Source organism: Leeia sp. (assembly GCF_041909055.1).
Lineage (GTDB): Bacteria > Pseudomonadota > Gammaproteobacteria > Burkholderiales > Leeiaceae > Leeia > Leeia aquatica.
This window is the reverse complement of record NZ_JAYREC010000008.1, coordinates 1-24578: the sequence shown is the minus strand read 5'-3', so window position 1 is coordinate 24578 and position 24578 is coordinate 1. Positions and strand designations below refer to the sequence as shown.

The following is a 24578-nucleotide window of genomic DNA, read 5'->3' as shown; positions in this document are numbered from 1 at the left end:
GGGCATGGCCCGTCCTGCAACGATGATGCAGAGTTGGCAGCTCTATCTGCGCATCCTGCGCCATATTCGCCCCTATTGGTGGGTGGCCGTTCTGGCTGCGCTCGCCGGGCAACTGGCCGCCCTGACCGAACCTGCTTTTTCCTGGCTGCTGGGCCCGCTGATCAACATCAACTTCGGCGCGCACGCGCAGCAAACCTTGCCTCCGGTATTGCAGCGCCTGTCATCCCATTTACCAGACTGGGGCCAAGGCATGGCGTCAACCAGTCTGGCTTTGGTGCCCATCCTGTTCGTGTTGCTGTTCCTGATCCGGGGCGTGTTGGGCTTTCTCAGTGAATATGCAGCAACCTGGCTTTCCAGCCGACTGGTCATGGATTTACGCATGGCCATGTTTGCCCGGGTCTTGCAGCTGCCCGTCAGTTTCTATGATCAGAACCCGACGGCGCGCATCCTGTCCCGTGTCGCCTACGACGTCAGCAGTGTGACCAATGCGGGGGTCAACGTGCTGACCGTGGTGTTCAAGGACACGGCCATGGTGCTGGGCTTCCTGTGGGTGATGCTGAGCATTGACTGGGTATTGACCCTGATGGCCTTGCTGATTGTGCCGGTGGCGGCCATCAGCATCCGGGTGGCCGGACAGCGCCTGCGCAATCTGAACCGTGAGCAGCAGCATGCTCAAGGCGCGATGACCGAATGCCTGGAAGAGGCGTTGCAGAACCAGAAAGTGGTCAAGGTGTTTGGCGGGCAGGCGTATGAGCAAGGGCGTTTTTCTGTCCGTGCCAACCAGGTCCGTCGGTTGGGCATCAAGCAGGCTGTGGCCAGCTCGGTCAATTCCGCCCTGGTGCAGATGCTGATTGCGGTTGCACTCGCCGGGGTCATTTACTACGCCAGCACCCGGGCGCGTGCTGGCGGGATGACGGCCGGCGACTTCATGTCTTTCATCACCGCCATGCTGATGCTGTCACAGCCGGTGCAGCGGCTGACCAAAGTGAATGAATCGCTGCAAAAAGGACTAGCCGCGGCAGAAAGCGTCTTTGGTCTGATGGACGAAGCGGCGGAGGTCGATCACGGCAAACGCCCGTTGACGACGACGCGCGGTGACGTGCGTTTCGAACAGGTCTCGTTCCAGTATCCGACGGGCGAGCGCGATGTGCTGCAAGCGGTAGACCTGCATATTCAACCTGGGCAGACCGTCGCCCTGGTCGGAGCCTCGGGCAGTGGCAAAACCACCATGGCGCAGTTGCTGGCCCGGTTTTACAATCCGCGTGCCGGGCAGGTGCTGCTGGATGGCGTGGCCCTGTCCGAACTGCCGCTTGCCGAGCTGCGCCAGCAGGTCGCACTGGTGTCACAGGATGTGTCGCTGTTCAATGACAGCGTAGCGGCCAATATTGCCTATGGCGATACCGGACAGGCTGATTCGGCGGCATTGATGGCGGCAGCGGAAGCCGCCTATGCACTGGAGTTCATCCAGCAATTGCCCCAGGGCATGCAAACCGTGATCGGTGAGCGGGGAACCCGCCTGTCCGGCGGGCAGAAGCAGCGACTGGCGATTGCCCGTGCCTTGTACAAAAATGCCCCGATCCTGATTCTGGATGAGGCGACCTCGGCGCTGGATACCGAATCGGAGCGTCAGGTGCAAGGGGCGCTGGACCGGTTGATGCAAGGACGTACCACCTTGGTGATTGCCCACCGCCTGTCGACGATCGAGCGGGCAGACCGGATTGTGGTGATGCAGGAGGGCCGCATCATTGAGCAAGGCACCCATGCCGAGCTACTGGCCCGTAAAGCGCAGTACTACCGGTTATGGCAAATCCAGTTCAAGGATGCTCCCGAGACAGCGGGGGATGCATGCAGCTGAAGCCGGGCATGCAGGTGCTGGTCATCAATGTGGCCCGAATCGGCGATACGCTGTTGTGTACACCGGCCATCCGGGCGCTGCGCCGGGCGGTACCCGCCGGGCAGGTGACGGTATTGGCGCACCCGGACCGGCAGTGCCTGCTGCAGAACCTGCCCTTCATTGATGAACTGCGCGGGATGACCCCCAGGCAGGCCTGGTGGCGGCAATGGGGTCTCAAGGCACGCTACGATGTTGCGGTGGTTTACGGCAATGATCCGGCCTTGCTGAAACTGGCCCGGCAGCGCGCTGCGTACACGGTCGGCTTCAGCCAGCAGAATGCGATGGGTAACCGCTGGCTGGATTACGCTGTACCCCGCCCGGAGACACCGATGCATGCGGTGCGGGAGCGCTTGTTGCTGCCTGCTGCGCTAGGCATTGAGTCGCGCGAAGAGCAGCTGGCGTATGCGCCGCGCGAGTCGGAAATCCACGCGGTACAACGCTGGCTGGCCCCTCAGTGTGAGGGCGCACCCCTGGTGGGTTTGCAGATGGCCAGTTTCCCGACCAAGGGCTACCGTGATTGGCCGCTGGAGCGCTTTGTCGAGCTGGTCAGCGGTCTGTTGACCCGGTGGCCCGATTTGCGTTTTGTGGCCCTGGGGGATCGCCTGTCGCGCGAACGGGCAGCGCAGCTGGCGAGGGAGTTTCCCGGGAAAATCATCAGCGCTGCCGGGCGCTTCTCATTACGAAAGTCTGCAGCGTTGCTGAGCCAGCTGGACCTGTATGTCGGGGTCGATACCGGCCCGACCCATCTGGCCGGCGCCTTGGGCATCCCCATGGTGGGCTTGTACCATTGCTATCACCGTGGGGAATGGCTGGCGCCGTTGCAGCACCCCATGCTGGAAGTGGTCGAGCATCCGGCGCTGATCGCGCGGCGAGACTCTCCAATGGCTGAGCTGGGCGCGGCCCGTGTCCTCACGGCGATTGAATGCCTGGCCCGGCGTCTGCCGGTCGATCACCCCATGCACACGGATCAGGAGTAAACGCATGCGCGTGATACATACCGAGAGCTCGACGGGTTGGGGCGGGCAGGAAAACCGGACCCTGCAGGAAGCTTTGCAGTTGCAGCAGTTGGGGCATCAGGTGATGTTGATTGCACCGCCAGGTGCACGACTGCTGGCACGTGCAGCTGAGCAGGGCATTCGGGCTGAGGCGGTGGCCTTGGGCCGGGGCCTCGACTTGCGCGCCATCCCGCGTCTGCAAAAGCTGTATCGCCAGTTTGCCGTCGATGTTGTCAACACCCACAGCAGTCGGGATACCATCGTGGCCGGTCTGGCCGCCCGCCTGATGTGGCGCACGCCGGCGCTGGTGCGAACCCGGCATTTGATCATGCCGATCACCTCGCGTTCCACCTATACCGGCTTGCCGCACCATGTGGTTGCTGTCAGCGAAGCGGTGCGGCAGTACCTGATGACAGCAGGCGTGCCTGCAGAGCGGGTGACGACTGTACGGACCGGGGTGGACCTGCAGCGTTTCCAGCCGGCCCCTTTGCCGTACAGCTTGCGTGACGAACTGAAGATCCCGCTGGATGCGCCACTGTTTGGTACGGTAGCGATTCTGCGGGTGCGCAAGGGCCATCAGGACTTGCTGGCTGCTATCCCTCAAGTGTTGCAGCGTTTGCCCGATGCACACTTCGTGCTGGCGGGTGATGGGCCGCAACAGGGCAAGCTGCAGCAAAAAATCATGGACATGGGTCTACAGGCTCGCGTGCACATGCTGGGCCTGCGCAAGGATGTGCCACAGATTCTGCAAACCCTGACGGCGTTTGTCCTGCCGACCCACGACGAAGCGTTGGGTACGGCCTATCTGGAAGCCCAGGCCATGGGGGTGCCGGTGATTGGCACCCGGACCGGTGGGGTCAGTGAAACCCTGCTCGAAGGGCAAAGTGGCCTGCTGGTGCCGGTACAGTCGCCAGACGAACTGGCGGCGGCGATGATCGAGATGGGCAGTGACCTGGAGCGGGCGCGGCAGATGGGTGAACGCGGTCGCGCGCGCGTGATGCAGGAATGCGGGGTCGAGCACATGGCCCGCGGCATGCTGGCGGTGTACCAGCGGTTGCTGCAGCAGCGAGGAGGGCAGCATGGCTGAGGCCCGCGCCATTCCGGTGTTGATGTACCACCATGTCTCGCCTAATCCTGGGCTGGTGACGGTCTTACCCGAGACCTTTGCGGCACAGATGCACTATCTGGCAGAGCGAGGCTGGAACACGATCACGCCCGACCAGTTGCTGCAATGGCAGGGCGGTGAGATCACCCTGCCGACACGCAGTGTACTGATCACGTTTGACGATGGTTATCTGGACAACTATGTGCATGCTTACCCGGTATTGCAACGGCTGGGTCTGCGGGCTACCGTATTTCTGATCACCGGCTTGATGGGCGAGGGAGCATGCCGTCCGTATGCGGGTCAGCCAGGTGCGCCAGAATGTCCGGACCATCGCCGCTGCAAACAGGCCATGGCCAGTGGTGAGGCCGATCAGGTGATGCTGCGTTGGGCTGAAGTGCAGCGGATGCAGGAGAGTGGTGTATTCCAGTTCCACAGTCATACCCATAGTCATACCCGCTGGGACAAGACCGATCCGGAACAGCGCTTGCAGCATATGGCTCACGAGTTGTCTGCGTCTCGCAGCACGCTGCAGCAGCGATTGGGCGTGGACAGTGTGCACCTGTGCTGGCCGCAGGGCTACTATGAGCCGGACTACCAGCAACTGGCCCTGCAGGCGGGGTATCGCGCCCTGTACACCACAGAAAAGCGGGTGGTGCAGCGGCATGGTGACCCTCTGCAGATCGGTCGTGTGGTGGTCAAGGACCGGACTGGTTTCTGGTTTGCCAACCGCTTGTGGTTGTTCAGCCAGCCTGTGCTGGGGCACTGGTATACCCGCATGCGGGGCGATTGAGATGAAGATTGCGTTTATCGATGTCACGGTCACCGTGAATTATGGCGGGATTCAGACGGCGGTCTGGGAACTGGCCCGTGCCTTGACCCGGCTGGGGCATGAGGTCGCTGTCTTTGGCGGCGAGGGGGCGGTGTTGCCCGGGCTGGATGCATCCATTGCAGTGCACCGTTTTCCCTATACCCCGCGTGAGCGTTTCCCGAAATTCGGCACCCGCTTTCGCAAGCTGGCCGAGCGCGTCAGCTTTGCCCGGCAGGCTCGGGCGGCGGTGGCTGCCGGCGACTTTGACTGGGTGATCCTGACCAAACCGTTTGACTTTGTCTGGCCCCGCATGGTGCCCAAGGGGGGGCGAACACGCTTTGCCTTCATGAGCGGCGGTACCGATTTCTTCAAGGGTGATCGCTGGCTGGCGCAGAAAGTGGATGCCTGGTTTGCCTGCAGCCATTTCAACGCCTGGCAGCTGTATCAGCATTACCGGCAGTTCCCGCGCGTGATGTTCAATGGCGTCGATGTGGATCGTTTTGCGCCGGGTGTGCGGGATGGCGCACTACGCCAGCAATGGGGTGTGCGGCAGGATGAAGTGGTATTTGCCTTTGCGGGCCGTCTGGTTGGGTGGAAAGGCCTCCATCTGGCGATTGCCGCACTGGCCCACGAGGCGCTGAAAGGCTTGCCCGTTCGTCTGTTGATCATTGGCAAGGGCGAAGCGCAGCCAAAGCTGGTGGCACAGGCTGCCGCCTTGGGAGTGGCCCAGCAGGTACTGTTCCCGGGTGCGGTAGCGCATGCCGACCTGCCAAGGTGGTACGCCTCCAGCGACGCCGGGATTTTCCCCAGCGTGGGCGACGAGGCCTTTGGCATTACCATTGCAGAAGCCATGAGTTGCGGCCTGCCGGTTGTGGCCAGCTATAACGGCGGCATTCCCGAGGTGGTGGGTAATGAGGAGCACACCGGTTATCTGTTTGAAAGTGGCAATGTAGCGGAGTGTGCCGCTGCCATGCGTCGTCTGGTGGTGGATACCCCCTTGCGTCAAGTCATGGGGCAGGCTGCGCGTCAGCGCATCCAGCAACGCTACACCTGGGAAGCTTCGGCGCGTCGGCTATTGAACGGTCTGGAGGGCGCGTGCGTATCGCCTACCTGAACCCGCAAGCGGTACCGGATACCTTGCCCTCTACCTTGCAGATCCTGCAGACGGTGGAGGCATTGGGGCTGGCAGGGGTGCAGGTCGATCTGGTGACGCCGCAAGCCCGAAATGGGCATACCGTCGCCTCACTGCTCGGTCGAGCGTTACCCCCCCAGGTGCAATTGCATCCCTTGCCGGATTACCGCAAGCGCTGGTTTTTCCCCTTTGCCAGTCATCGTCCGTTTTACTGGCAGGCGGTGCGCTGGCTGCGCCAGCACCCGGTGGATGCGGTCTATGTGCGAAACCTGAAGCTGGCTGAAGTGTTGTTGCGTGCTTTTTCGTCTCGCCTGCCAATTTTCTTTGAGACCCATGAGTTGTTTGCCCAGACTCTGGCCGAGCAGCTGCCGGAAGCCGCCCGTGCCCAGCACCGCAAGCTGCTGGCGCTGCGCGCGCGCGAAGGCAAGGTGTATCGTGAGGTCAAGGGTCTGATCACCATCACTCAGACTTTACTGGATGACATCCGGGCCGAATATGCGCTGGAAACCCCGGCTTGGGTGGCGCCGGATGGGGTGGATTTGACCCTGGCCCGGCAGGTGGCGCCGCGCGAGCAAGGAGATCGCCCGCTGCCAGTCCTGCTGTATCTGGGCAGCCTGCACCCCTGGAAAGGGGTGGATGCGCTGGTCGAGGCCATGACCCAGGTGGCGTCTGCAGAGCTCTGGGTGGCCGGTGGTGGTGCCGAACGGCTGGCGGCCTTGCAGCAACGTGCTGCACAACTCGGGATCAGCCACCGGATTCGCTGGCTGGGCTTTGTCCCCCCACGAGAGCGGTTTACCTTGATTGCGCAGGCGGATATTTGCGTTTTGCCACTCTCTGCAACCAGCATTGGCAGCCGGTATACCTCACCGCTCAAACTGTTCGAGTACATGGCGATGGGTAAGCCGGTGCTGGTGCGGGACGTTCCGGCCATCCGTGAGGTGATCACCCACGGTGAGAACGGTTACCTGTACACGGATGAGGCACACTTGCCCACCGCCATTCAGGCATTGTTGTCTCAGCCGGAGCAGTGGCCAGCATTGGGCAAGGCAGCTGCCGAATCCGCGCAGCACTATGCCTGGTCGTGCCGTGCCGAAGGCATCATTCGGTTCATGAAGTCGGTGGTCAGCGCATGACATTCCTGCCTCAGCGTGTTTTGATTGCATACGGGTTTTCAGGGGCCACTCGCCCCTTGGCGCTGGCGCTGGGTGAAGGGCTCACCGCATCGGGCTGCACGGTGGCCTACAGTGACTCGGATGTATCCCAAGGCAAGGGTTATCGCTTGCTTCTGAAGACGGCCAAGAGCTTTCTCAAATGGGTGGGGCTGAAAGCGTGGCTATCCCGCTGGAGCGAACAGCAGATATTGCAGCAGCGCAGCCAACGCCTGCTGGCGGATTGTGCGCAGTTTCAACCCGAGCTGTTGATGGTGGTGCGTGGTGAGCCCTACTTGGCTTCCACGATCCAGTCCATCCGCAAGCAGACCCGTGTGGCGGCATGGTGGGTCAAGAATCCCCGCTGGTTGCAGCAGGCGCTGCAGTCTGAACGCCACCAGTTTGATGCCTACTTCTCCATTCATCCGGACGAAACAGGACAAAGCCATTTCCTGGCACCGTACACCTATAACGAAGCACGTTATGAAGCGGCCAAAGCGGACCCGATAGCCACCGAGATTCTATTTCTGGGGTGCTGGAGCCAGCGTCGTGAGCAGTATCTGGAAGCGATCGCAGATTTGCCGTTGACCCTGATTGGCCCGAACTGGAAATCACGCTTGCCGTTGGGATCCAGATTGCGTGCACATATCCGGGCGGAGTGGGTCGAGGATGCGGAAGCGCTGAAGCATTATGCGGGTGCAAAACTGGTGGTGAACATCAACCAGTGGGCACCGCATGAAACGGAAGCCGTGAATTTGCGCGCCATTGATGTACCCGCCTGCGGCACCTTGCTGGTGAGTGATGCCAGCCAGCAATTGTCACGTTTGCTGTCACCGGGGCAAGCCGTGCTGACTTTTGCGACACCTGATGAACTGCGTGGCGTGGTGCTGCATGCGCTACAGCATCCGGAGTTTGCCCGTGAAGTGGCAACGTGCGGTCAACAGGCGGTATCCGCCTTGCCGGATGGCGCGCGCTGGGCCCGGGGGGTACTGGAGGCCATTCCGGCATGAAGCCGCGCATTGTCATGATTACCTCGCCGATCCAGTCGATCCCCCCGCGTAATGGTGCGGCGGTCGAGTGGTGGATGTTGCAGACCGCCAAGCGGATGCAGCAGTTTGAGCCGCATCTGATTGCACTGGGCAAGCCCGATGAATTGCCCTATGAGCAGGTTGATGGTGTTGCGGTGCACCGTTTTCACTTTGGGCGGCTCTACAAGCGGCTGTTCCAGAAGATCACCCGTCTCGACCCCTGGTCTTATGCGCATCGCGCTGCGCGCCTGATTCGGCAACTGGATGCGCGTATTGTGCACGTGCATAACAACCCGGCGTTGTGCCAGCGGCTACGTCAACTGGACAAGGACCCCAGCCGCTGTTATCTGCTGCACATGCATAATGACAAGCCCCTGAAGGACGATACGCCACTTCTGGTGGTTAGCCAGTACATGGCAACGTTGTTCAGACAGCGTCAGCCCGAACGGGATATCACGGTGATCGCCAATGGGGTGGATTGCGAGCGTCACCAGACGCGCGCCCAGGCTCGGCATGCAACCCCAAGTCCGCAGCCGGTGAAGCTGTTGTATGCCGGGCGGATGTCCCCGGAAAAAGGCCCGCGGCTCTTGCTGGAAGCATTCCAGCAGCTGCTGGGGCCATTTCCGGATATGCACCTGACGCTGGTAGGGGAGTTCAGCCATGGCGATCCGGCGAATGAGCGGGTAGCGTATGGCATGGCCGTGCAGCAATTGATCAAGATGTTATCAGACAAGGTTACCTTGTTGCCCGCCGCTGCGCCTGAGCACATGCCGGCCATTTACGGTGAGGCGGATATTGTGGCCGTTCCGTCCACTTTTGAAGCCTTCGGCATGGTGGCGCTGGAAGCGATGGCATCAGGCTGTCTGGTGGTCGCCTCGCGACGTGGGGGTTTGCCTGAATTTGTCCTGGATGGTCAGACGGGCTTGCTGGTGGATGATGCCACCAGCCTGGAGCAGTGGAAAACTGTACTGGCACGCGCAGTGCATCTGCATCAAGTGGGAAGCCAGCTGGGGCAAACCGCACAGCGGTACAGCTTGCAATATGATTGGTCTGTTATTGTGCAGCAGCTTGAAGACATTTACCGGAAGAGAGCCATGACATGCATGGGGTAATTGAAACCAGATCCGAACAATCGTCACCCTTGTCCAGCAAATGGGCGATGGGTCTGACGATACTGGCCAGTGTGTATGGCTTTGCCGTGTACAAGCACCATACTTCCGCATTGAAGTACTTGTCACTGCTGCTGGGCGTGCTGGCTACAGCCTGGGCGCTGTGGTGCTTGCGGCGGCAGGGCAAAGCATTGCTAACCGTTCCGATTCTGACCCTGATGGCTTTCTTGGGATTCGTGCTGTTACGACTTGTGCTGACGCCTGAGCCCTGGCGTGGTCTCAGCTGGGGGGTATTCACCGATGGCTGTCTGATGAGCATGCTTGCCGCGCCCTTGTTCATGCTGTCACTGGAGCGCAAGCCACAGGACGCCCGTTATGTTCTGTTTGGCATTGCGCTGGGTGTGTTTGTGGTGCTGCGCGACCAGCTGGGCCACATCTGGGGGGATTATCTGAAGACGCATGAGTTGCTCGCGATCCCGACGTTTTATCGGCACTATGGCTTGCGTGAACTGTTGATGGTTCCGTTCCTGATGGCGGCGACCATCCTGCTGCCCAAACGCTGGCAGTGGGTCACTTTGCCAGGCATCGTGCTGGTGGCCGTGATGCTGGCCGTGACCGGCTTTCGGGGCGGCTGGCTGGCATTCGGGGTCAGCGGGCTGGTGCTGGCCCACTTGCTCAAGGCCTGGAAGCACGTAGCTCGCATGCTGGTGCTGCTGATTCCACTGCTGTTGGCATTTATCTACTACAAGGGTGATTACCTGATGTACAAGCTGGGGTCGGGTCTGGATACCAGTTATCGCACCACCGGTACTTGGGCCCCTGCCTGGGACATGATCCAGTTCCACCCATGGTGGGGTTTCGGCGGTTGGGGGCACAAAGCGGTGAATGCCTGGCTGCAGACGCTATTGCCACAGCACCAGAACCTGTTTGTTGGTACAGGCAAGTTTTGGGGCGCGCAATTCAATGACCCCCACAACACCTATCTGGCGGTCTGGCTGCATACCGGGATCATTGGCCTGTCACTGTACCTGGGGTGCCTGTTCGCCATGGTACGGACTACCTGGCGAGTGGCAAAAGCGGCGACGGAGCCCGCCATCAAGGCACTGGCGGCGGCAACGTGCGCCACCGTACTGGGCTATTTCGTAGCCCTGGGATGTCTGGAGACGCTCAACCTGATCATGCTGGGTGTCATGGGTGGTCTGGCGGCCGCGCTGGCCCGCCATCAACAGCGGCAACCGCAAGCATGAAGCCATCCATACTGGTCATTCGCCGAGATAATATAGGTGATCTGGTCTGCACCTTGCCCTTGATTCGTGCGCTACGGCAGCATTACCCCAAGGGCAGGATTGATGCGCTGGTCAATAGCTATAACCAGCCGGTGGTCGCGCAGCATCCGGACTTGGACCATGTGTATGCCTATACCAAGGCCAAGCATCGCTCGGCGGGGGAAACGGTCGTCGGCGTATATTGGCGACGCCTGCGCCTGCTCTGGACGTTACGTCGTCGGCATTACGATTATGTGATCATGGCGAATGGCGGCCTGATGCCCCGCGCCTTGCGTCTGGCACGCTGGGTCAAACCCCGTGAGATCATTGGTTTTGCCAACGGCAAGGAAGGGCTGGGTAAGTGGGTGGATCGTTCTGTGACGATCCGGCCAGCGCAGCCCATGCACGAAGTGGAAAACCTGTTTCGTCTGCTCGGACTGCTGAACATTGAGCAAGCGGTGCCGCCAGTGGCCGGCATGCGTGCTGAGCCCGCTATGGTGAATCTGGTCCAATCCCGCCTCGCCACCCTGCCGCCTGCGCCATTGACCCTGGCGATCCACATCTCGTCGCGCAAGCCGCCACAGCGCTGGCCGGCAGTTCAGTTTATTGAATTGATGCGCGGTTTGCATGCGCGCCATCAGGCGCGTTTTATGTTGTTCTGGTCGCCGGGCGATGAGCACAATCCGCACCATCCGGGGGATGACCGCAAGGCGGCGGAGATCATGGCGGCGGTGACGGATCTGCCGGTGCTGGCCTATCCCACCGAGGCCTTGTCCGAGTTGATTGGTGGTTTGTCGGTGTGTGATGCCATGATCTGCAGTGATGGCGGGGCCATGCATGTCGGGGCGGGGCTGGGAAAGCCAATCGTGTGCTTCTTTGGCAATTCGGATGCCACGGTCTGGCGGCCGTGGGGTGTGCCTTACCGCTTGCTGCAAAAGCCATCGCGCGACGTGAAGGATATTGCGGCAGATGAGGCGCTGGCGGCCTTCATCGAACTCCTGCCTGAGATCAAAAGGGGTTCGATGTTGTGATGTGAACGTCTTTTCACGAAACGGCTTTTCCATTACAGTGCAGCCAAGCACAATGCTGGTGCATGCTTGTCGCCAAAGGGGTCTGCTCCCATAATGAACTGGCGTGCAACAGTGGGGTGTGTACAGGATAACGTGTGGTAGCGACCGGTACAGGTCTGCACCGCCTCAAAGAGAAGACGGAGAGCACTCGTGGAAAAAGTCTGGCTGCAGCATTATCCGGCGGGCATTCCCGCTGAAATTGACATGAGCGAGTTCAGCTCGCTGGCTGACCTGTTTGAGCAGTCGGTCAAGAAGTACAGCAGTCGCCCCGCGTTTCACAATATGGGCAAAAGTCTGAGCTATGCGGAGCTGGACGAGCTCTCCGCCCGCTTTGCCTCCTACCTGCAGAACGGGCTGGGCCTGCAAAAGGGCGATCGCGTTGCGGTGATGATGCCCAATGTGCTGCAATACCCGATTGCCATGTACGGCATCCTGCGTGCTGGCCTGACGGTGGTCAACGTCAACCCCCTGTATACCCCGCGCGAGCTGGAGCATCAGCTGAACGACTCGGGTGCCCACACCATCGTCATTGTGGAAAATTTCTGCAAGACCTTGCAGACGGTGATCAAGACCACCCCCGTCAAGCACGTGATTGTCACCGCACTGGGCGATATGCTGCCGGCCCCCAAGTCCTGGCTGGTTAATTTTGTGGTACGCCACATCAAGAAGCTGGTGCCGGAGTGGCACATCCATAACAAGGTGGATTTCCGCGATGCGCTCAAGCTGGGCGCGCGCAAGCCCTACCGCCCGGCCGAATTGGGCCATGAAGACATTGCCTACCTGCAGTATACCGGCGGTACCACCGGCGTCTCCAAAGGCGCGGTGCTGACCCACGGCAATATCGTGGCCAACCTGCAGCAGGCCAGTGCCTGGCTGGCGCCGTTTGCCAACCCGGACGGTGAAATCATCATTACCGCCCTGCCGCTGTACCATATCTTCTCCTTGACCGCCAATTGCCTGACCTTCTGCAAACTGGGCGGTTGCAATGTGCTGATTACCAATCCGCGCGACATGCCGGGCTTCATCAAGGAGCTGAAAAAGCACAAGTTCACCGCCATGTCTGGCGTCAACACCCTGTTCAACGGCTTGCTCAATCGGCCTGAGTTCAAGGAGGTGGATTTCAGCAAGCTCAAAATCACGCTGGGCGGTGGCATGGCCACCCAGCGCGCCGTTGCCGAGCGCTGGAAAGCGGTGACGGGCTGCTCGCTGATCGAAGCGTATGGGTTGACCGAAACCTCGCCCGCCGCGGTGATCAACCCGCTGAATCTGGCGGAATACAATGGCTATATCGGTGTGCCGATCCCGTCTACCGACGTTGAATTGCGCGATGACAATGGCCAGCCGGTGGGTTTCGACACCCCGGGTGAACTGTGTATCAAGGGGCCCCAAGTGATGCGCGGCTACTGGAATCGACCGGAAGAAACCGCCAAGGTGCTGGATGAACGGGGCTATGTGGCGACCGGCGATGTGGCGGTGATGACGCCGGATGGCTTCCTGAAGATTGTGGACCGCAAGAAAGACATGATTCTGGTCTCCGGTTTCAATGTCTACCCGAACGAGATCGAAGACGTGCTGGCGCAGCATCCCGGCATTCTGGAGGTGGCCGCGATCGGGGCGCAGGATGAACACTCCGGCGAAGTGGTGATGGTCTGCATCGTCAAGAAAGACCCGAATCTGGATGAAGCCGAGGTGCTCAAGTTCGCTCACAAATACCTCACCGGCTACAAGATTCCCAAGCGGGTCCGCTTCCTCACCGAGCTGCCGAAAACCAATGTCGGCAAGATCCTGCGCCGAGAATTGCGTGAGCAGATGAAAAAGGCGGGCTGACCGCCCGGCGGCGGTGTCAGCACAGGGCCGTGGCAACAGGTATAATTACTTTTTTTGATTGTTTCTGGAGTACAGCATGCCTCAAGCCACCGCACGCCACATCCTGGTCAACAGCGAAGCCCAATGTCTGGAGCTCAAGGCCCAGATTGAAGGCGGCGCTGATTTCGCCGAGCTGGCCCGCCAGCACTCCAGCTGCCCGTCCGGCCGTCAGGGCGGCGATCTGGGCCGTTTTGGCCCGGGCATGATGGTGCCGGAATTCGACCGCGTGGTGTTCAGCGCCGATGTCGGTACCGTGCAAGGTCCGGTCAAGACCCAGTTCGGTTACCACCTGCTGGAAGTCACCAGCCGCAGCTAAGCGGTTGAGTGATTAGTCAAAAAGGCACCTGCGGGTGCCTTTTTTTATTGACGCGGATGGCCGCCGTGCAAGAAATGGGCGTGGACGCCGACCAAGGGTCAATATCCCTCTGTTTTCAGGAGCTGCACCCATGTTTCGAATCCCTTCCCTGACTGCTGTGCTGCTGACATTGCCGCTGTGGCTGATGAGCCAGATGGCCCATGCGCTGGAGATCAAACCCTACAGTGCCGCTGCACTGCAAACGTTGCAGGCTGAAGGCAAGCCGGTGGCGGTCCATTTCCATGCCGACTGGTGCCCGACCTGTCGTGCGCAGTCGCTGTCCTTCCAGGCCATGAAGCAGGATGCCCAGCTCAAGGACGTGACCTTGCTGGTGGCAAACTACGACACCGAAGCAGCGTTGAAGCAACGTATGCAGATTCGGGCGCAATCCACGCTGGTGGTGTTCCGGGGCAAGCAGGAAACAGCGCGCCAGGGCGGTTATACCGAGGTGGCGCCGTTGAAAGCCGCACTGCTCACCGCCGTGGCACGCTGAGATGGTGTGGCAGAGTATGGGGCCATGGCTGCTGGCCATACTGGCAGGCGGGCTGTCCACCCTCAGCCCCTGTGTATTCCCGCTGCTGCCCCTGGTAGCGGGCGGCAGTCTGCAACGGCATCGCGCTGGCCCGCTGGTGATGGGGTTGGGCATGGTGACCGCGTTTGCCGTACTCGGGCTACTGCTGGGTACAGCCGGGCCCTTGCTGGGGTTGAATGATGCCCGCCTGCGCCAATTCGGTGGCGGGATACTGTTGCTGCTGGGGCTGGTGTTGCTATTGCCGGGTTTGCGCGACGGTTTCAGCCGCTGGATCAGCCCCGTGGCCAATGGCGCAAACCGGTGGTCCGCGCGCCTGGATACGGCCTCGCTGGCCGGGGCTTTTGGTCTGGGTGCGGTACTGGGCCTGGTCTGGAGCCCCTGTTCCGGCCCGCTGCTGATTTCAGCGCTGACCCTGGTCGCCACTGAAGGCCACGCGCTGCAAGGCACCGTGACGCTGGCGGCCTTTGGCCTTGGCGCGGCGATTCCGCTGGTGCTGGCCGCTTACGCCTCGCGCGCTGCCTTCCTGCGGGTCAGGGAGCGCGTACTCAAACATGCCTACCGCCTGCAGCAGGGCTTTGGTCTACTGTTGATGCTGCTGGGTGTCGCCATCTTGCTGGGTTGGGACAAGCGTGTAGAGGCCTTGTTGGTTGGGCTGATGCCGGACCAATGGGTGAGCCTGACCACCCGCTTTTGAATGGTCTTCCTGGGTCAGGCGGAGGCCAGTGCAGCCCACTGCGCCCAATCCCATTCCCGACCCGGCCAGACGGGCTGGCGAAGTGGGAAATGCTGGTTTATCCAGTGCCGGGTGTGCTGGTAGATGGCCGCGTCCTGAGCCATAAAGTCATTGCTGACCCACAGATAACACAGCTCGCGGAAGCGTCCTCGCCGCGCATCTATTTCAAGGCGACTCTTGAACGGCTTGATATACGTGCAACCGGCGTAGTGCTCATCCTGCCAGATGCTGTAGGCAAAGTTCAGCCGGTTCAGGCTGTCCTGTTCATGGCGTTGCAGGTCCGCCAGATTATCCGCTTCGGTCAGGGTGGCGGGTGGCCAGTGATTGTCCGGGCCGAAGACCCCGCGAATGCGCTCGGCTGCCGCCATCACCGCTTTATGGTCTGCCGTCACATCGGCAGGGCACAGCAGCCGGAACTGATAAGGGCCTTCCTGTCCGGTGCGCGGGGTGGAAAAGCGGTCGGGGAAGAGCATCTGAGGCCTTATCCGGGTCGAGAGAGGCGATGCTACACCAGTCTATTCACCCCGGACAGGAGGCCGGTAGGGAAACAGCGCCAAACCCAGGCCACCCACCGCCAATCCCGCCAACACATCCAGCAGCTGATGCTGCCGGGTCAGCAGGGTAGAGCTCAGAATCAGCAGGGCCACGGTGTGCCAGACCAGCCGTCCACCCCACGGTAACTGATGGCGCAGCGGATGGTGCCACAGCACCACCAGTACCGCGACATGCAGTGAGGGCAGCATATTGTAGGGGCGGTCAAACTGCTGTAGCTGGGCCAGCAGCAGCCCCGCAAATCCTGTCGTGCTGGGACGGGGCAGGGCATGGGTGGTGGGGTAGAGCCAGAACACCAGCAGACTTGCACCTTGTACCAGCAGCAGCTGCAGACTGAAGCGTTGCAGGCTGGGTTGGTCACGGTGCAGGAAGAAGCTGCACGGGTAGAGCAGGTTGATGCTCAGATAGGGGAAGATCATCCAGCCCCAGAACGGGATCAGCCGGTCCAGCGAGGTGGTCAGCACCGCCGCTTGCTGATGTGAGGCCCACTGGTTGGTCAGCGGATAGCCGACAAAGAACAAGCCACCCAGCAGCAGCATGTGTAGCCAGGCACGCATCACCAGTTTCATGTCATTGTGATGTTGCATCTCGGGGTGGGCTCAGGTAGCGTGTGGGTAAATGGCTGTAAAGTCACGCACAGGATAATATGCCCTTGCCCGCGGATGCACCAGATTTAGCCACACAGGATGGTTGGCAGCCTCACCCGGGCTGGACCGTCTTCATGCAGGACGACATGCTGTTCCTCTCCGGCGGTGCCGACGAAGTGTACGCGGTGGATGAAGCCACGCCTGCTTCGGTTGCGCGCCAGATTGCTGATGCCTGGCAACAGAACACACTACACACCCTGCAGGATCAAGCCGCCTGTCAGGCCGCGCTACGTCAGTTGCGCCGGGTGGGAGCCATTGTCTCCCCACGTGCCGTGCAGCGCCCGCAGCGGGTGGCGTTATGCTGGATGGGGGAAGCTTGTGAGCCTCTGATGGCGGCTTTGCAGCGTGATGGCGACAGTGGGCTGCAATGGGTGGCGGAACCGGATCAGGCCGATACCGTACTGCTGATCCGCAGCAACGCCAGCTGGATGGACTGCGTGACCCGCTACCCTGCATTGGCATTGCAACAGCCACATTTGTGGGTGGATATTGCCTATCATCACACCCTGGTGATCGGGCCCTATGTGGTGCCAGGGGAAACCGCCTGTATTCATTGCCTGTCCAACCGGGTGGCCCATCGCTGGGGCGATGTTCCTTTGCCAGCCTCACCGCAGGTGCAGCAGCACTGGGCCTTGCTGGCCGCCTTGATCCTTGCACCCTTGCGGCGTCAGGCAGGTTGGGCGCAGTGGATGGAACAAAGTGTAAGCATGGACCTCACCACCCTGCAGACCCAGCGCTCCACGGTGTACCGTCTGCCGTGGTGCCCGGTGTGTCATGGCGAGGTGGCTGCGCCACTGGCCGCGGCCTTGCCTTTGCCGTGGATACCTTGAAAAACCGGGAATAAACCCATGTACCGATTACCCAGCCCCTTTCATCACCAGGCTCGCGACAATGCCCTCTCTGCAGCGGGGGGCGGCTCGACCACCACCACCTGCTGCTGCACGCTGGTGACTGCCGGGGTAACCTGCATTGCCACCTCGGTACACTTCGCCGGGCTGGCGCAAGCCCCGGCTGCCTCGGAAGGGGGGGCGGAACCCACGGCCGCAGCCCAGCCATCCGGGAATAAGGTCGGGCTGGCGATACTGGGTTTCTTTGCCTTGCCGCTGGTGGCACTGGTGGCCGTGGCATTGGGTGAACGCAATCCGGTGTTGGGTCTGGTACTGGCAGTGGGCGGCTGGATCGGTCTGTTTGCGCTGGTTTACGATGCCAACAAGCGCCGGACACAAAAAGGCGTGGTGGTGGCCATCGTCAGTTTGCTGATCATGGCCGCAGTGGGTGCGGTGGAGATCAGCATCTGGATTCATTAGCGATGGTCGTGGTGACCTCTTTGGCAACACAACATGACATGCTTGGTGCGTCCTCTACGAGAAGCACACCGTGGCGCGCCTAACCTTGGCGGAATCCTGACAATGTACCGATTACCCAGCCCTTTTCACCGCCAGGCCCGCGACAACACCCTTTCTGCGGCAAGTGGCGGATGTACCACAACCACCTGTACTTGTACTCTTGTCACAGCAGGCGCAGGCTGCATTGCGACCACCGTTCATTTTGTCCGCCTGACTCAAGGGGGGCGGGTGCAGGATGCCGCACTTGAGTCAGACAGCCCCAAAGCCTCCGTGGCCCACAAGGTGGGGTTGGGGCTGCTGGGCTTCCTTGCTTTACCCGTACTGCTGGGTATTGCGCTATGGCTGAAACAAGGGCTGCCTTCGGTCCTGCTGTCTCTGGGGGGCTGGATTGCCCTGTTTGCCTGTGTGTATGCCACACATAAACGCAGCGTACTCAAAGGCATGCTGATGGCCTTTGTTTGGGCCGCTATCTTGTTTGCGGCTGGGTGTGCAGAACTCTGGCTCTGGTCGGTCGAGTGATACCCGCCTGCACGTGTTGATGATTCCCGCACCCACCCCGCTTTCTCGCCATCTGCTGCAGCGCTGCGTTCACCCGCATACTGGCTTGTTACCCTTTTGCCATCTGCTGGAACCACACGCCAGCGACTGGCCGGGCGTGTACAACGCTGCCGTGCCGGAAGAGCCACAGAACCCATGGCAAACCATCTCCGGCGCAGTGGGCTACAACGCGCAAACGGCCATGACCGCTGCCATTGCCGAGGCACTGGAACGCCATGCCGCCGCGCTGGTACGTTTGCCGGTGCGAACCCGTGCGTCACTGGGCGTGAGTGACCGCGTGCTGGATGAAAGCGCCTTTGCACCCTATAGCGAAGCGCAGCGGCAGCAGCCCGGCTTCCCCTGGCCGCTGCCGCGCAGCACGGATGACCTGTTTTGCAGCGTGTATGACCTTGCCGATAACCAGACGGTATGGGTACCACAGGAGTGGGTGGGTCTCGGGCCGCGACAAGGGCAGGCGCGCCTGCCTTCCACCTCCAGTGGCCTGGCCGCCTGTTCTGATGCCGCAGAAGGGCCATGGCTGGGGTTGCTGCGGGCTACGCAGGAAGTGCTGGAGCGTGATGCCCTCACCTGCACCTGGCTCAATGGCCTGGGGGGCAGACAAATTCCCCTGCCGGAGTCGCTGCAGGCACAGGCAGAACAGCTGGGTGCCGATGTCGCTGCGTATGACCTGACCCAAGCCTGGAACCCGCACCCGGTGATTGCCGTCGCGGGCGGCTGGCCGATACAGGGCCGCCTGCGTTACGCCTTTGGCATTGCCTGCCGCCATACGCGGCAGGGAGCGCTGGACAAGGCCTGGCTGGAGTGGGCGCAGGGGCTGACCTTTGCCGCCCACATGCAGCGCCAGCACGGTAAGGCACCGCTGCCGGAGCCGCACGCCCTGCGCCGCTTTGACCAGCACGCGGCCTTCTACACCTTGCGTCCTGAGCTGTGGCCGCGTACGGCGCTGGTGCGGCACCGGAGACCGGTGAGTGTCCCCTCCGAGAGGGATACGCCGCCTCCATTGTCCACGGTATCGGTGCTGCAGCAGTTACGAGTTCAGCTGGCGGTGGCGGGAATTGATCTGTACTACCGCGAGCTGACCCCCCCGGATGTGGCGGCGACAGGTATTCGGGTGATGCGGGTACTGGCGCCGCAGCTGTCCGGGCTGCATGCAGACGAGCGCGCCCCGTTTCTGGGCGGTCGCTGCCGTGATGTGGCCTGGCGCTATCCCGGTGAGGTGAGCCACACCGCCTTTCCCAACCCCTTGCCCCACCCCTTGGGCTGAACGGTAGCTACCCCTGCCATGACCGATACTCCCGATTCCGCACCCCTGTTCCGCCTGTTCTGGGATAACAGCAGCCTGACCCCAAGCCGGGCGCTGGTGCTGCGTGAACGTATCGCCATTGACGCGGCCCAAGCCTACCGCCCATACCGCCCCATCCATGTGCAGGGTAGCCTGCTGCTACCCAAGGCCGCCTCCCGTCTGGAATCGGTCTGGTCACGTCGGCGCAGCCAGCGCCATTTCAAGGACAAACCCCTGAGTGCGCAGCAACTGTCCAGCCTGCTGCGGCCGTTTCGGGTCGGGCCGGATGGCCGCCATGCCTTGCCCTCCGGCGGTGGCAAATACCCGCTACAGCTTTATGTGGCGCTGTTGAACGTCACACTGGCAGCCTCGCATACGGGGCAGCTGGCCTGGTACGACCCCGAGCAGCACGGGCTGGTGCCACTCGGTGCAGCACCGGACTGGGCGCAGCTTGCCTGCATTATCGGGGTGGACTGGGCACAGCCCCCAGCGGTGATGTTCTTCCTGATCGCCCGTAGCGACAGCCTGACTGCCAAATACGGAGAGCGCGGCGGGCGCTTCATGCTGCTGGAAGCCGGCGCCCACATGCTGGCGCTGGACATGGAAGCCGCGTCACAAAAGCTGGGCGGCGTACCGATTGGTGCCTTTATGGACGACTCTGTGCTGCAGCTGCTGAACCTGTCCGCCCGGCAGCATCAGGCGGTACTGTGCTATGCCTGCGGCCACCCTCTGTAGCTCTTCGGCAACCGTCCGGATCGGCCCTTGCATGAGCACACTATCCGCGTATGCTGTGGTCTGACCCCCATCACGCAGATAGTCCCTTTGCTTTCGCCTTCAGGAACCCCGATGAGCACACTGAATGATTTCCCCGTCACCCAGAAATGGCCCGCACAGCACCCGGATCGGTTGCAACTGTACTCCTTGCCCACCCCCAATGGTGTCAAAGTCTCCATCATGCTGGAGGAGACCGGGCTGCCCTACGAGCCGCACCTGGTCAGCTTCGACAGCAACGACCAGCTCTCGCCGGAATTCCTGTCACTCAACCCGAACAACAAAATCCCCGCCATCCTCGACCCGAACGGTCCCGGCGGCCAACCGCTGGCCCTGTTCGAGTCCGGCGCCATCCTGCTTTATCTGGCCGACAAAACCGGCCAGCTCCTGCCGCAGGACGCCGCCGCCCGCTACCACACCACCCAATGGCTGATGTTCCAGATGGGCGGCATCGGCCCGATGTTTGGCCAGCTCGGCTTCTTTCACAAATTTGCTGGCAAAGACTACGAAGACAAGCGCCCGCGCGACCGCTATGTGGCAGAATCCCGCCGCTTGCTCAAGGTGCTGGACGAACGCCTGCAAAACCGCAGCTGGATCATGGGCGAAGACTACACCATCGCCGACATCGCCATCTTCCCCTGGGTGAACAACCTCATTGGCTTCTACGGCGCAGGCGAGCTGGTCCACATCGACCAATTCCCCCACCTCCTGCGCACACTGGACACCTTCCGCAACCGCCCCGCGGTACAGCGTGGGCTGACCATCCCGGCACGGACCTAGGGCCTGTCTAACGGAGGATGTGCTGTAAGCCAAGACAGACTTGAGCAAGGCTAAAGCCCGCTGTATTCGGCGTGGTTGTGCAGGTTGGTGACACTCAGTGTGGCGGTGCTGAGCCGGTGACGTTGCTGCTGAAGGCGCCGCTGACGGCGGTGAGGAGCAGTTGGCCGTTGCCACCCGGTTGCCATTTGGCGTTGTTGTCCAGGGTTTGCTGGAGCTGGGCGATGCGTTCGGGGTTTTGTTGTTGCGGGTCTTTACGGCGTTCTTCGTCCAGGGCTTTCTGGGCCTCGGCGCTTTCTTTGGCGCGGTTGCTGAGGAAGGTGCTGACTTCCTGACCAAAGGCGCTGACGATGTTGTAGTTGGCGTTGATCTGTTGTTCGTTGAGGATGGTGCCGAGGCGGTTGCTGCCGTCTCGTTCGCTGCTGACGTTGGTATTGAGGGTGGCCAGTGTGGTGAGGCCGTCCTGGCCGGTGCGGGCTTGCTGGGCGCTGTTGTCACGGATGGTGACACGGGCGCTGCTGATGCCACCGTAGGTGGTGCTCTCTGCCTGGCCCTTGGCGTTCATGACCATGGGCGGGGCGGCGTTGAAGCCGTTCCAGCCACTCTGGTAACCCGGAGCATTGGGGTCTTGCAGCGGCTTGCCTTCGCGGTCGACCGGGTTGCCTTGCTTGTCGTGGGCTTCGCCGCTGTAGCTGATGCCAAAGCTGCTCTGGCTGCCACTGTATTCGGCGTGGTTGTGCAGGTTGGTGACACTCAGTGTGGCAGTACTGAGCTGGTTACGTTGCTGGCGTACGGCAGCATCGGTACTGGCAATCACCGCGCCATTGAGCTAGGTGTGCTGGCCGACCTGCACGTCGAAGCCGCCATCTCCGGCCAACAGGCCACTTTGCTGGGTGACACTCTGCCAGGTGCTGTTGAGCTTGCTGCGACTGGTACTGGCGCTGACACTGGAAGCCCCGGCGCAGATGGGCGGAATGCACAGGCTGACACCAAAGCTGCTGCTGCTGTTCTGGCTGTGGTAGTCGCTGCTGTCTTGCAGGCTGGTGATGGTGAGGTTGCCGCCGGTCTGGCTGACGATGCGCTGGCCTTTGGCCTGGGCACCAATCAGGTTGGTGTCTTGTCCGGCTTTGAGGGTGAGCTGCTTGCTGAGGTTCTATTCTTCCACTGGAAAAGTATTTATAAAGCCGCTTTCATTGAATATCTCAAAAAGGGCAGCAGAAATATCACTTAGATTCATAGACTTCAAGATAACTATGCCGGGAACCAAAAAGAAATTTCTTCCATGATGCGGACTAATCAGGCGATTTTTTATCTCGTCCGCCAAACAGGCCGTTACTCTGAATTTTATGCCATTATGTACCACGAAAAAATCAAGTATCCTCCCCTCCCGTTCTTTCATTGCAACAAAATCATGATCGTTCATGATGATATCAAAATCAGCGAATGTTATTTTCATATTATATCGTTAAATATTTTGCAGTTGTCATGGTCAACTATTTGCTGACATATTAATTATTTCCATTGATTATCTCTGGAAAGAATTTGCTCAAATTCCCCTTGCTATCTTGATAAATGTTTTTTATCGTACGAATAATAATATTTAATTCGACACGATGAACAACAATTAATCCAGCACAACGGAAATAATTCCTGCCATAGTCAGCACTGTTAAGCATCTCCATTATGCTATCAATAGAGAAGAACCAAGCATAAAATCTACCTTCCTTACAAATTATATTTAAATCGATATCACTGCAGCCATTCAACTCCATTTCCATGTAGTGTGGCTCAGAGAACTCCAAAGAAAATTCACTAAAATCAAATATCATTCAAATCTCTTTCTTATTATTTCCTGAACTCTATCAATGACTTTTTGTTGTTCGGCTTTGTTCTTTCCTGAGTAACCAACAATTTCCAGTTGGCCAATCTCATTTCTGAAAGCATAAATACGCCCACCATCGGGATGCCTAAATTCCAGCAATTTGCCAAACTGCTTTGTTCCTGCACCCGGATTAAAGTTTCCTTTTCTTATAGCCTCCATTAAGAAGTTAATGCCTCTGCTTTCCTGAGCAGATAAATTTCTAGCTACCTTAAGTAGCATAGGGTCATTTTTCACTGTGCTAATTATGTCAACTACACAACAATCCGCATTATGCACCCACACACCCAGCTCGCCCACGTGGTAGGTATGGAAGTCTTCCACTTCGATGTTGTATACCATCTCCACGCGATCAGTCAGGTGCTGGCTGACCACTTCCATTACTTCACCGGCGTGGTTGATCAGCGGCATGCCAGCTTCCAGCAGGGCGGCTTTACGCCAGCCGGTCCCAAGCACCCAGAACGGGTGCTCTGAGGTGGTGTGCAGGGTTTCGTGCTGGTCGGTGTCGATATGCCGGACCACGACTTCATAAATCGGCTGATCAGGCGTGGCCTTGGTGTTGATGACCGGGCGCCAGCCGTACTCTGCTGTCACCTCGCTGCGTGACCAGACCATTTCACCGGTCTGGAAGGTTTCTACCGCTTTGGGCCCTTGATCGGTGTGGATGACGGTACCGGCAACAAAGCAAGCACCACCAGTACAAAAGCTAACTTCTGGCATGTGTTCGGGGGCCGGATTCTCTACTTTACCACCAGGGTTGGCATGACCAGCGGCTTCAGTCGACCTTGTTAACTTCGGAAGTTTGACCAATGCGCCAACATCGGCCAACGTCATGACGTCAGAAAATGCCTCCATTGCGAGTGATCTTGTACTCGGGTTTTTAATGCTCCATGTTGCTTTTGCATAATTGATGGCAATCTTGCCAGACTTAATGCTTGCCCCAAATCCCTCTGCGTCATTGGCATAGGCAAGGGTGTCAAATATTCTCCGACCATCAAGGTATTTCAGGCAAGCTGCATCATTATGGCATGCAGGTACTAATTCCTTCTCATACATTCCAAGGACATACTGCTCCCAAAGTTCTTGGGACTCCTTGGTTTCTAGTCCACCTTGTTTATAAGACAGAGCCTTCCATTTCTGAAGAACAGGCGCACAATTTGGATTGGAAGCTGGGCGACAATTCCTCTTTACCTCTTCCGCGAACTTCTCCTGCTGGCTTGGGCTGAGATAGTTATTCTCCATCTCCAGCCGACTGGCCAGCGTGGCAATCGCAGCGTCGCCTCCTGCCGCCTGCGTGATGCCTCCGATCAGGTTGCTCACCACGTCTTCCCGTGCCTTCTTCTGCTCTGCCGTCAGCGTGCTGCTGTCTTTGCCGCTGAGGCTGTCGAGCAGGTTGTTGATGACGACCGAGCTGCTGGCACCTAGTGCGGCGCTGCCGCAGCTCTGGTTTTGTGCGGCGGCTCCTGCGCAGGCGAGCAGGCCGTGCAGGGCGGTGCGGGCGACTTCGGAGTCGAGCTGGTCGGCGATCTGTTTGACTTCGCGTGCGCCCAGCCCTTGCAGGTAGTTGATGGTGGCTCCGCGTAGCAGGTCGCCACCGCTGCCGGTGACGTTGCTGCTGAAGGCGCCGCTGACGGCGGTGAGGAGCAGTTGGCCGTTGCCACCCGGTTGCCATTTGGCGTTGTTGTCCAGGGTTTGCTGGAGCTGGGCGATGCGTTCGGGGTTTTGT

26 protein-coding genes are annotated in these 24578 nt (G+C 60.1%); 20 read left to right on the top strand and 6 right to left on the bottom strand.

Annotated elements, in window-relative coordinates; all coding sequences use genetic code 11:
* Positions 1-4: 4 nt before the first annotated feature.
* From msbA to ACE3O2_RS17125, 14 genes are all read left to right on the top strand, one after another.
* Complete coding sequence (gene msbA / locus ACE3O2_RS17190; protein WP_374339620.1) at positions 5-1855, top strand: lipid A export permease/ATP-binding protein MsbA; 1851 nt, start codon at positions 5-7, stop codon at positions 1853-1855.
* Positions 1846-2871 (top strand): glycosyltransferase family 9 protein, encoded by a 1026-nt coding sequence (locus tag ACE3O2_RS17185; protein WP_374339618.1) that lies wholly within the window; start codon positions 1846-1848, stop codon positions 2869-2871. The genes msbA and ACE3O2_RS17185 overlap by 10 nt, the downstream gene beginning before the upstream one ends.
* Positions 2872-2875: 4 nt before the next feature.
* Positions 2876-3976 carry a glycosyltransferase family 4 protein gene (locus tag ACE3O2_RS17180; RefSeq protein ID WP_374339616.1) on the top strand — a complete coding sequence of 367 codons (1101 nt, stop codon included), beginning with the start codon at positions 2876-2878 and terminating at the stop codon, positions 3974-3976.
* Positions 3969-4784: a polysaccharide deacetylase family protein gene (locus ACE3O2_RS17175; protein WP_374339614.1), complete on the top strand. Its 816-nt coding sequence runs from the start codon at positions 3969-3971 to the stop codon at positions 4782-4784. The genes ACE3O2_RS17180 and ACE3O2_RS17175 overlap by 8 nt, the downstream gene beginning before the upstream one ends.
* Before the next feature lies 1 nt (position 4785).
* Positions 4786-5916 (top strand): glycosyltransferase family 4 protein, encoded by a 1131-nt coding sequence (locus tag ACE3O2_RS17170; protein ID WP_374339612.1) that lies wholly within the window; start codon positions 4786-4788, stop codon positions 5914-5916.
* A complete protein-coding gene (locus tag ACE3O2_RS17165) occupies positions 5898-7067 on the top strand; it encodes a glycosyltransferase family 4 protein (RefSeq protein ID WP_374339610.1) in 1170 nt (389 codons plus the stop codon). Before ACE3O2_RS17170 ends, ACE3O2_RS17165 begins: the two co-directional genes overlap by 19 nt.
* Positions 7064-8092, top strand: coding sequence for a glycosyltransferase (locus ACE3O2_RS17160; RefSeq protein ID WP_374339608.1), 1029 nt, complete (start codon positions 7064-7066; stop codon positions 8090-8092). The genes ACE3O2_RS17165 and ACE3O2_RS17160 overlap by 4 nt, the downstream gene beginning before the upstream one ends.
* Complete coding sequence (locus ACE3O2_RS17155) at positions 8089-9222, top strand: glycosyltransferase (RefSeq protein ID WP_374339606.1); 1134 nt, start codon at positions 8089-8091, stop codon at positions 9220-9222. Before ACE3O2_RS17160 ends, ACE3O2_RS17155 begins: the two co-directional genes overlap by 4 nt.
* Before the next feature lie 47 nt (positions 9223-9269).
* Positions 9270-10466, top strand: coding sequence for an O-antigen ligase family protein (locus ACE3O2_RS17150; protein WP_374339604.1), 1197 nt, complete (start codon positions 9270-9272; stop codon positions 10464-10466).
* Positions 10463-11515, top strand: a complete 1053-nt coding sequence (locus tag ACE3O2_RS17145; protein ID WP_374339602.1) for a glycosyltransferase family 9 protein — start codon at positions 10463-10465, stop codon at positions 11513-11515. The genes ACE3O2_RS17150 and ACE3O2_RS17145 overlap by 4 nt, the downstream gene beginning before the upstream one ends.
* A 189-nt stretch (positions 11516-11704) precedes the next feature.
* Positions 11705-13381, top strand: a complete 1677-nt coding sequence (locus tag ACE3O2_RS17140) for a long-chain-fatty-acid--CoA ligase (protein WP_374339600.1) — start codon at positions 11705-11707, stop codon at positions 13379-13381.
* 76 nt (positions 13382-13457) lie between these two features.
* Positions 13458-13736 carry a peptidylprolyl isomerase gene (locus ACE3O2_RS17135; RefSeq protein WP_168878115.1) on the top strand — a complete coding sequence of 93 codons (279 nt, stop codon included), beginning with the start codon at positions 13458-13460 and terminating at the stop codon, positions 13734-13736.
* A 130-nt stretch (positions 13737-13866) separates the two neighbouring features.
* Complete coding sequence (locus ACE3O2_RS17130) at positions 13867-14268, top strand: thioredoxin family protein (protein WP_374339598.1); 402 nt, start codon at positions 13867-13869, stop codon at positions 14266-14268.
* A gap of 1 nt (position 14269) precedes the next feature.
* Complete coding sequence (locus ACE3O2_RS17125) at positions 14270-15001, top strand: cytochrome c biogenesis CcdA family protein (protein ID WP_374339596.1); 732 nt, start codon at positions 14270-14272, stop codon at positions 14999-15001.
* Between the two features lie 14 nt (positions 15002-15015).
* Here ACE3O2_RS17125 and ACE3O2_RS17120 read toward each other — a convergent pair whose 3' ends face one another.
* Positions 15016-15513, bottom strand: coding sequence for a hypothetical protein (locus ACE3O2_RS17120; protein WP_374339594.1), 498 nt, complete (start codon positions 15511-15513; stop codon positions 15016-15018).
* Positions 15514-15555: 42 nt separating this feature from the next.
* Positions 15556-16161 (bottom strand): phosphatase PAP2 family protein, encoded by a 606-nt coding sequence (locus tag ACE3O2_RS17115; RefSeq protein WP_374339592.1) that lies wholly within the window; start codon positions 16159-16161, stop codon positions 15556-15558.
* Between the two features lie 152 nt (positions 16162-16313).
* On the opposite strand from ACE3O2_RS17115, the gene ACE3O2_RS17110 reads away from it, so the two are divergent.
* The 6 genes from ACE3O2_RS17110 to ACE3O2_RS17085 all read left to right on the top strand — a co-directional run bounded on the left by ACE3O2_RS17110 (position 16314) and on the right by ACE3O2_RS17085 (position 20976).
* Entirely contained in the window at positions 16314-17069 is a 756-nt protein-coding gene (locus ACE3O2_RS17110; RefSeq protein WP_374339590.1) for a TOMM precursor leader peptide-binding protein, read from the top strand.
* Between the two features lie 18 nt (positions 17070-17087).
* A complete protein-coding gene (locus ACE3O2_RS17105; RefSeq protein ID WP_374339588.1) occupies positions 17088-17546 on the top strand; it encodes a hypothetical protein in 459 nt (152 codons plus the stop codon).
* Positions 17547-17813: 267 nt separating this feature from the next.
* Positions 17814-18104 (top strand): hypothetical protein, encoded by a 291-nt coding sequence (locus tag ACE3O2_RS17100; protein WP_374339586.1) that lies wholly within the window; start codon positions 17814-17816, stop codon positions 18102-18104.
* A 19-nt stretch (positions 18105-18123) separates the two neighbouring features.
* Entirely contained in the window at positions 18124-19407 is a 1284-nt protein-coding gene (locus tag ACE3O2_RS17095) for a YcaO-like family protein (RefSeq protein ID WP_374339584.1), read from the top strand.
* 18 nt (positions 19408-19425) lie between these two features.
* Positions 19426-20160: a SagB/ThcOx family dehydrogenase gene (locus tag ACE3O2_RS17090; RefSeq protein ID WP_374339582.1), complete on the top strand. Its 735-nt coding sequence runs from the start codon at positions 19426-19428 to the stop codon at positions 20158-20160.
* A 111-nt stretch (positions 20161-20271) separates the two neighbouring features.
* On the top strand, positions 20272-20976 hold the full coding sequence (locus tag ACE3O2_RS17085; protein ID WP_374339580.1) for a glutathione S-transferase N-terminal domain-containing protein: 705 nt from the start codon (positions 20272-20274) through the stop codon (positions 20974-20976).
* 94 nt (positions 20977-21070) lie between these two features.
* Here the strand turns inward: ACE3O2_RS17085 and ACE3O2_RS17080 are convergent, their stop codons facing one another.
* From ACE3O2_RS17080 to ACE3O2_RS17065, 4 genes are all read right to left on the bottom strand, one after another.
* Positions 21071-21790, bottom strand: a complete 720-nt coding sequence (locus tag ACE3O2_RS17080) for a hypothetical protein (protein WP_374339578.1) — start codon at positions 21788-21790, stop codon at positions 21071-21073.
* A 12-nt stretch (positions 21791-21802) separates the two neighbouring features.
* Positions 21803-22078, bottom strand: a complete 276-nt coding sequence (locus ACE3O2_RS17075) for a hemagglutinin repeat-containing protein (protein ID WP_374339713.1) — start codon at positions 22076-22078, stop codon at positions 21803-21805.
* Between the two features lie 403 nt (positions 22079-22481).
* Positions 22482-22802, bottom strand: a complete 321-nt coding sequence (locus tag ACE3O2_RS17070) for a hypothetical protein (protein ID WP_374339576.1) — start codon at positions 22800-22802, stop codon at positions 22482-22484.
* Positions 22799-24578 (bottom strand): polymorphic toxin-type HINT domain-containing protein (locus ACE3O2_RS17065; protein ID WP_374339574.1); only part of this gene is annotated, 1780 nt, incomplete at its 5' end. The genes ACE3O2_RS17070 and ACE3O2_RS17065, both read right to left, overlap by 4 nt.

Bases quoted from the DNA above. Each gene is read 5' to 3' on its own strand.
- msbA (WP_374339620.1), top strand. From the start codon at position 5: ATGGCCCGTCCTGCAACGATGATGCAGAGTTGGCAGCTCTATCTGCGC.
- ACE3O2_RS17185 (WP_374339618.1), top strand. From the start codon at position 1,846: ATGCAGCTGAAGCCGGGCATGCAGGTGCTGGTCATCAATGTGGCCCGA.
- ACE3O2_RS17180 (WP_374339616.1), top strand. From the start codon at position 2,876: ATGCGCGTGATACATACCGAGAGCTCGACGGGTTGGGGCGGGCAGGAA.
- ACE3O2_RS17175 (WP_374339614.1), top strand. From the start codon at position 3,969: ATGGCTGAGGCCCGCGCCATTCCGGTGTTGATGTACCACCATGTCTCG.
- ACE3O2_RS17170 (WP_374339612.1), top strand. From the start codon at position 4,786: ATGAAGATTGCGTTTATCGATGTCACGGTCACCGTGAATTATGGCGGG.
- ACE3O2_RS17160 (WP_374339608.1), top strand. From the start codon at position 7,064: ATGACATTCCTGCCTCAGCGTGTTTTGATTGCATACGGGTTTTCAGGG.
- ACE3O2_RS17155 (WP_374339606.1), top strand. From the start codon at position 8,089: ATGAAGCCGCGCATTGTCATGATTACCTCGCCGATCCAGTCGATCCCC.
- ACE3O2_RS17150 (WP_374339604.1), top strand. From the start codon at position 9,270: ATGGGTCTGACGATACTGGCCAGTGTGTATGGCTTTGCCGTGTACAAG.
- ACE3O2_RS17145 (WP_374339602.1), top strand. From the start codon at position 10,463: ATGAAGCCATCCATACTGGTCATTCGCCGAGATAATATAGGTGATCTG.
- ACE3O2_RS17135 (WP_168878115.1), top strand. From the start codon at position 13,458: ATGCCTCAAGCCACCGCACGCCACATCCTGGTCAACAGCGAAGCCCAA.
- ACE3O2_RS17130 (WP_374339598.1), top strand. From the start codon at position 13,867: ATGTTTCGAATCCCTTCCCTGACTGCTGTGCTGCTGACATTGCCGCTG.
- ACE3O2_RS17125 (WP_374339596.1), top strand. From the start codon at position 14,270: ATGGTGTGGCAGAGTATGGGGCCATGGCTGCTGGCCATACTGGCAGGC.
- ACE3O2_RS17120 (WP_374339594.1), bottom strand. From the start codon at position 15,513: ATGCTCTTCCCCGACCGCTTTTCCACCCCGCGCACCGGACAGGAAGGC.
- ACE3O2_RS17115 (WP_374339592.1), bottom strand. From the start codon at position 16,161: ATGAAACTGGTGATGCGTGCCTGGCTACACATGCTGCTGCTGGGTGGC.
- ACE3O2_RS17110 (WP_374339590.1), top strand. From the start codon at position 16,314: ATGCAGGACGACATGCTGTTCCTCTCCGGCGGTGCCGACGAAGTGTAC.
- ACE3O2_RS17105 (WP_374339588.1), top strand. From the start codon at position 17,088: ATGTACCGATTACCCAGCCCCTTTCATCACCAGGCTCGCGACAATGCC.
- ACE3O2_RS17095 (WP_374339584.1), top strand. From the start codon at position 18,124: ATGATTCCCGCACCCACCCCGCTTTCTCGCCATCTGCTGCAGCGCTGC.
- ACE3O2_RS17090 (WP_374339582.1), top strand. From the start codon at position 19,426: ATGACCGATACTCCCGATTCCGCACCCCTGTTCCGCCTGTTCTGGGAT.
- ACE3O2_RS17085 (WP_374339580.1), top strand. From the start codon at position 20,272: ATGAGCACACTGAATGATTTCCCCGTCACCCAGAAATGGCCCGCACAG.
- ACE3O2_RS17070 (WP_374339576.1), bottom strand. From the start codon at position 22,802: ATGATATTTGATTTTAGTGAATTTTCTTTGGAGTTCTCTGAGCCACAC.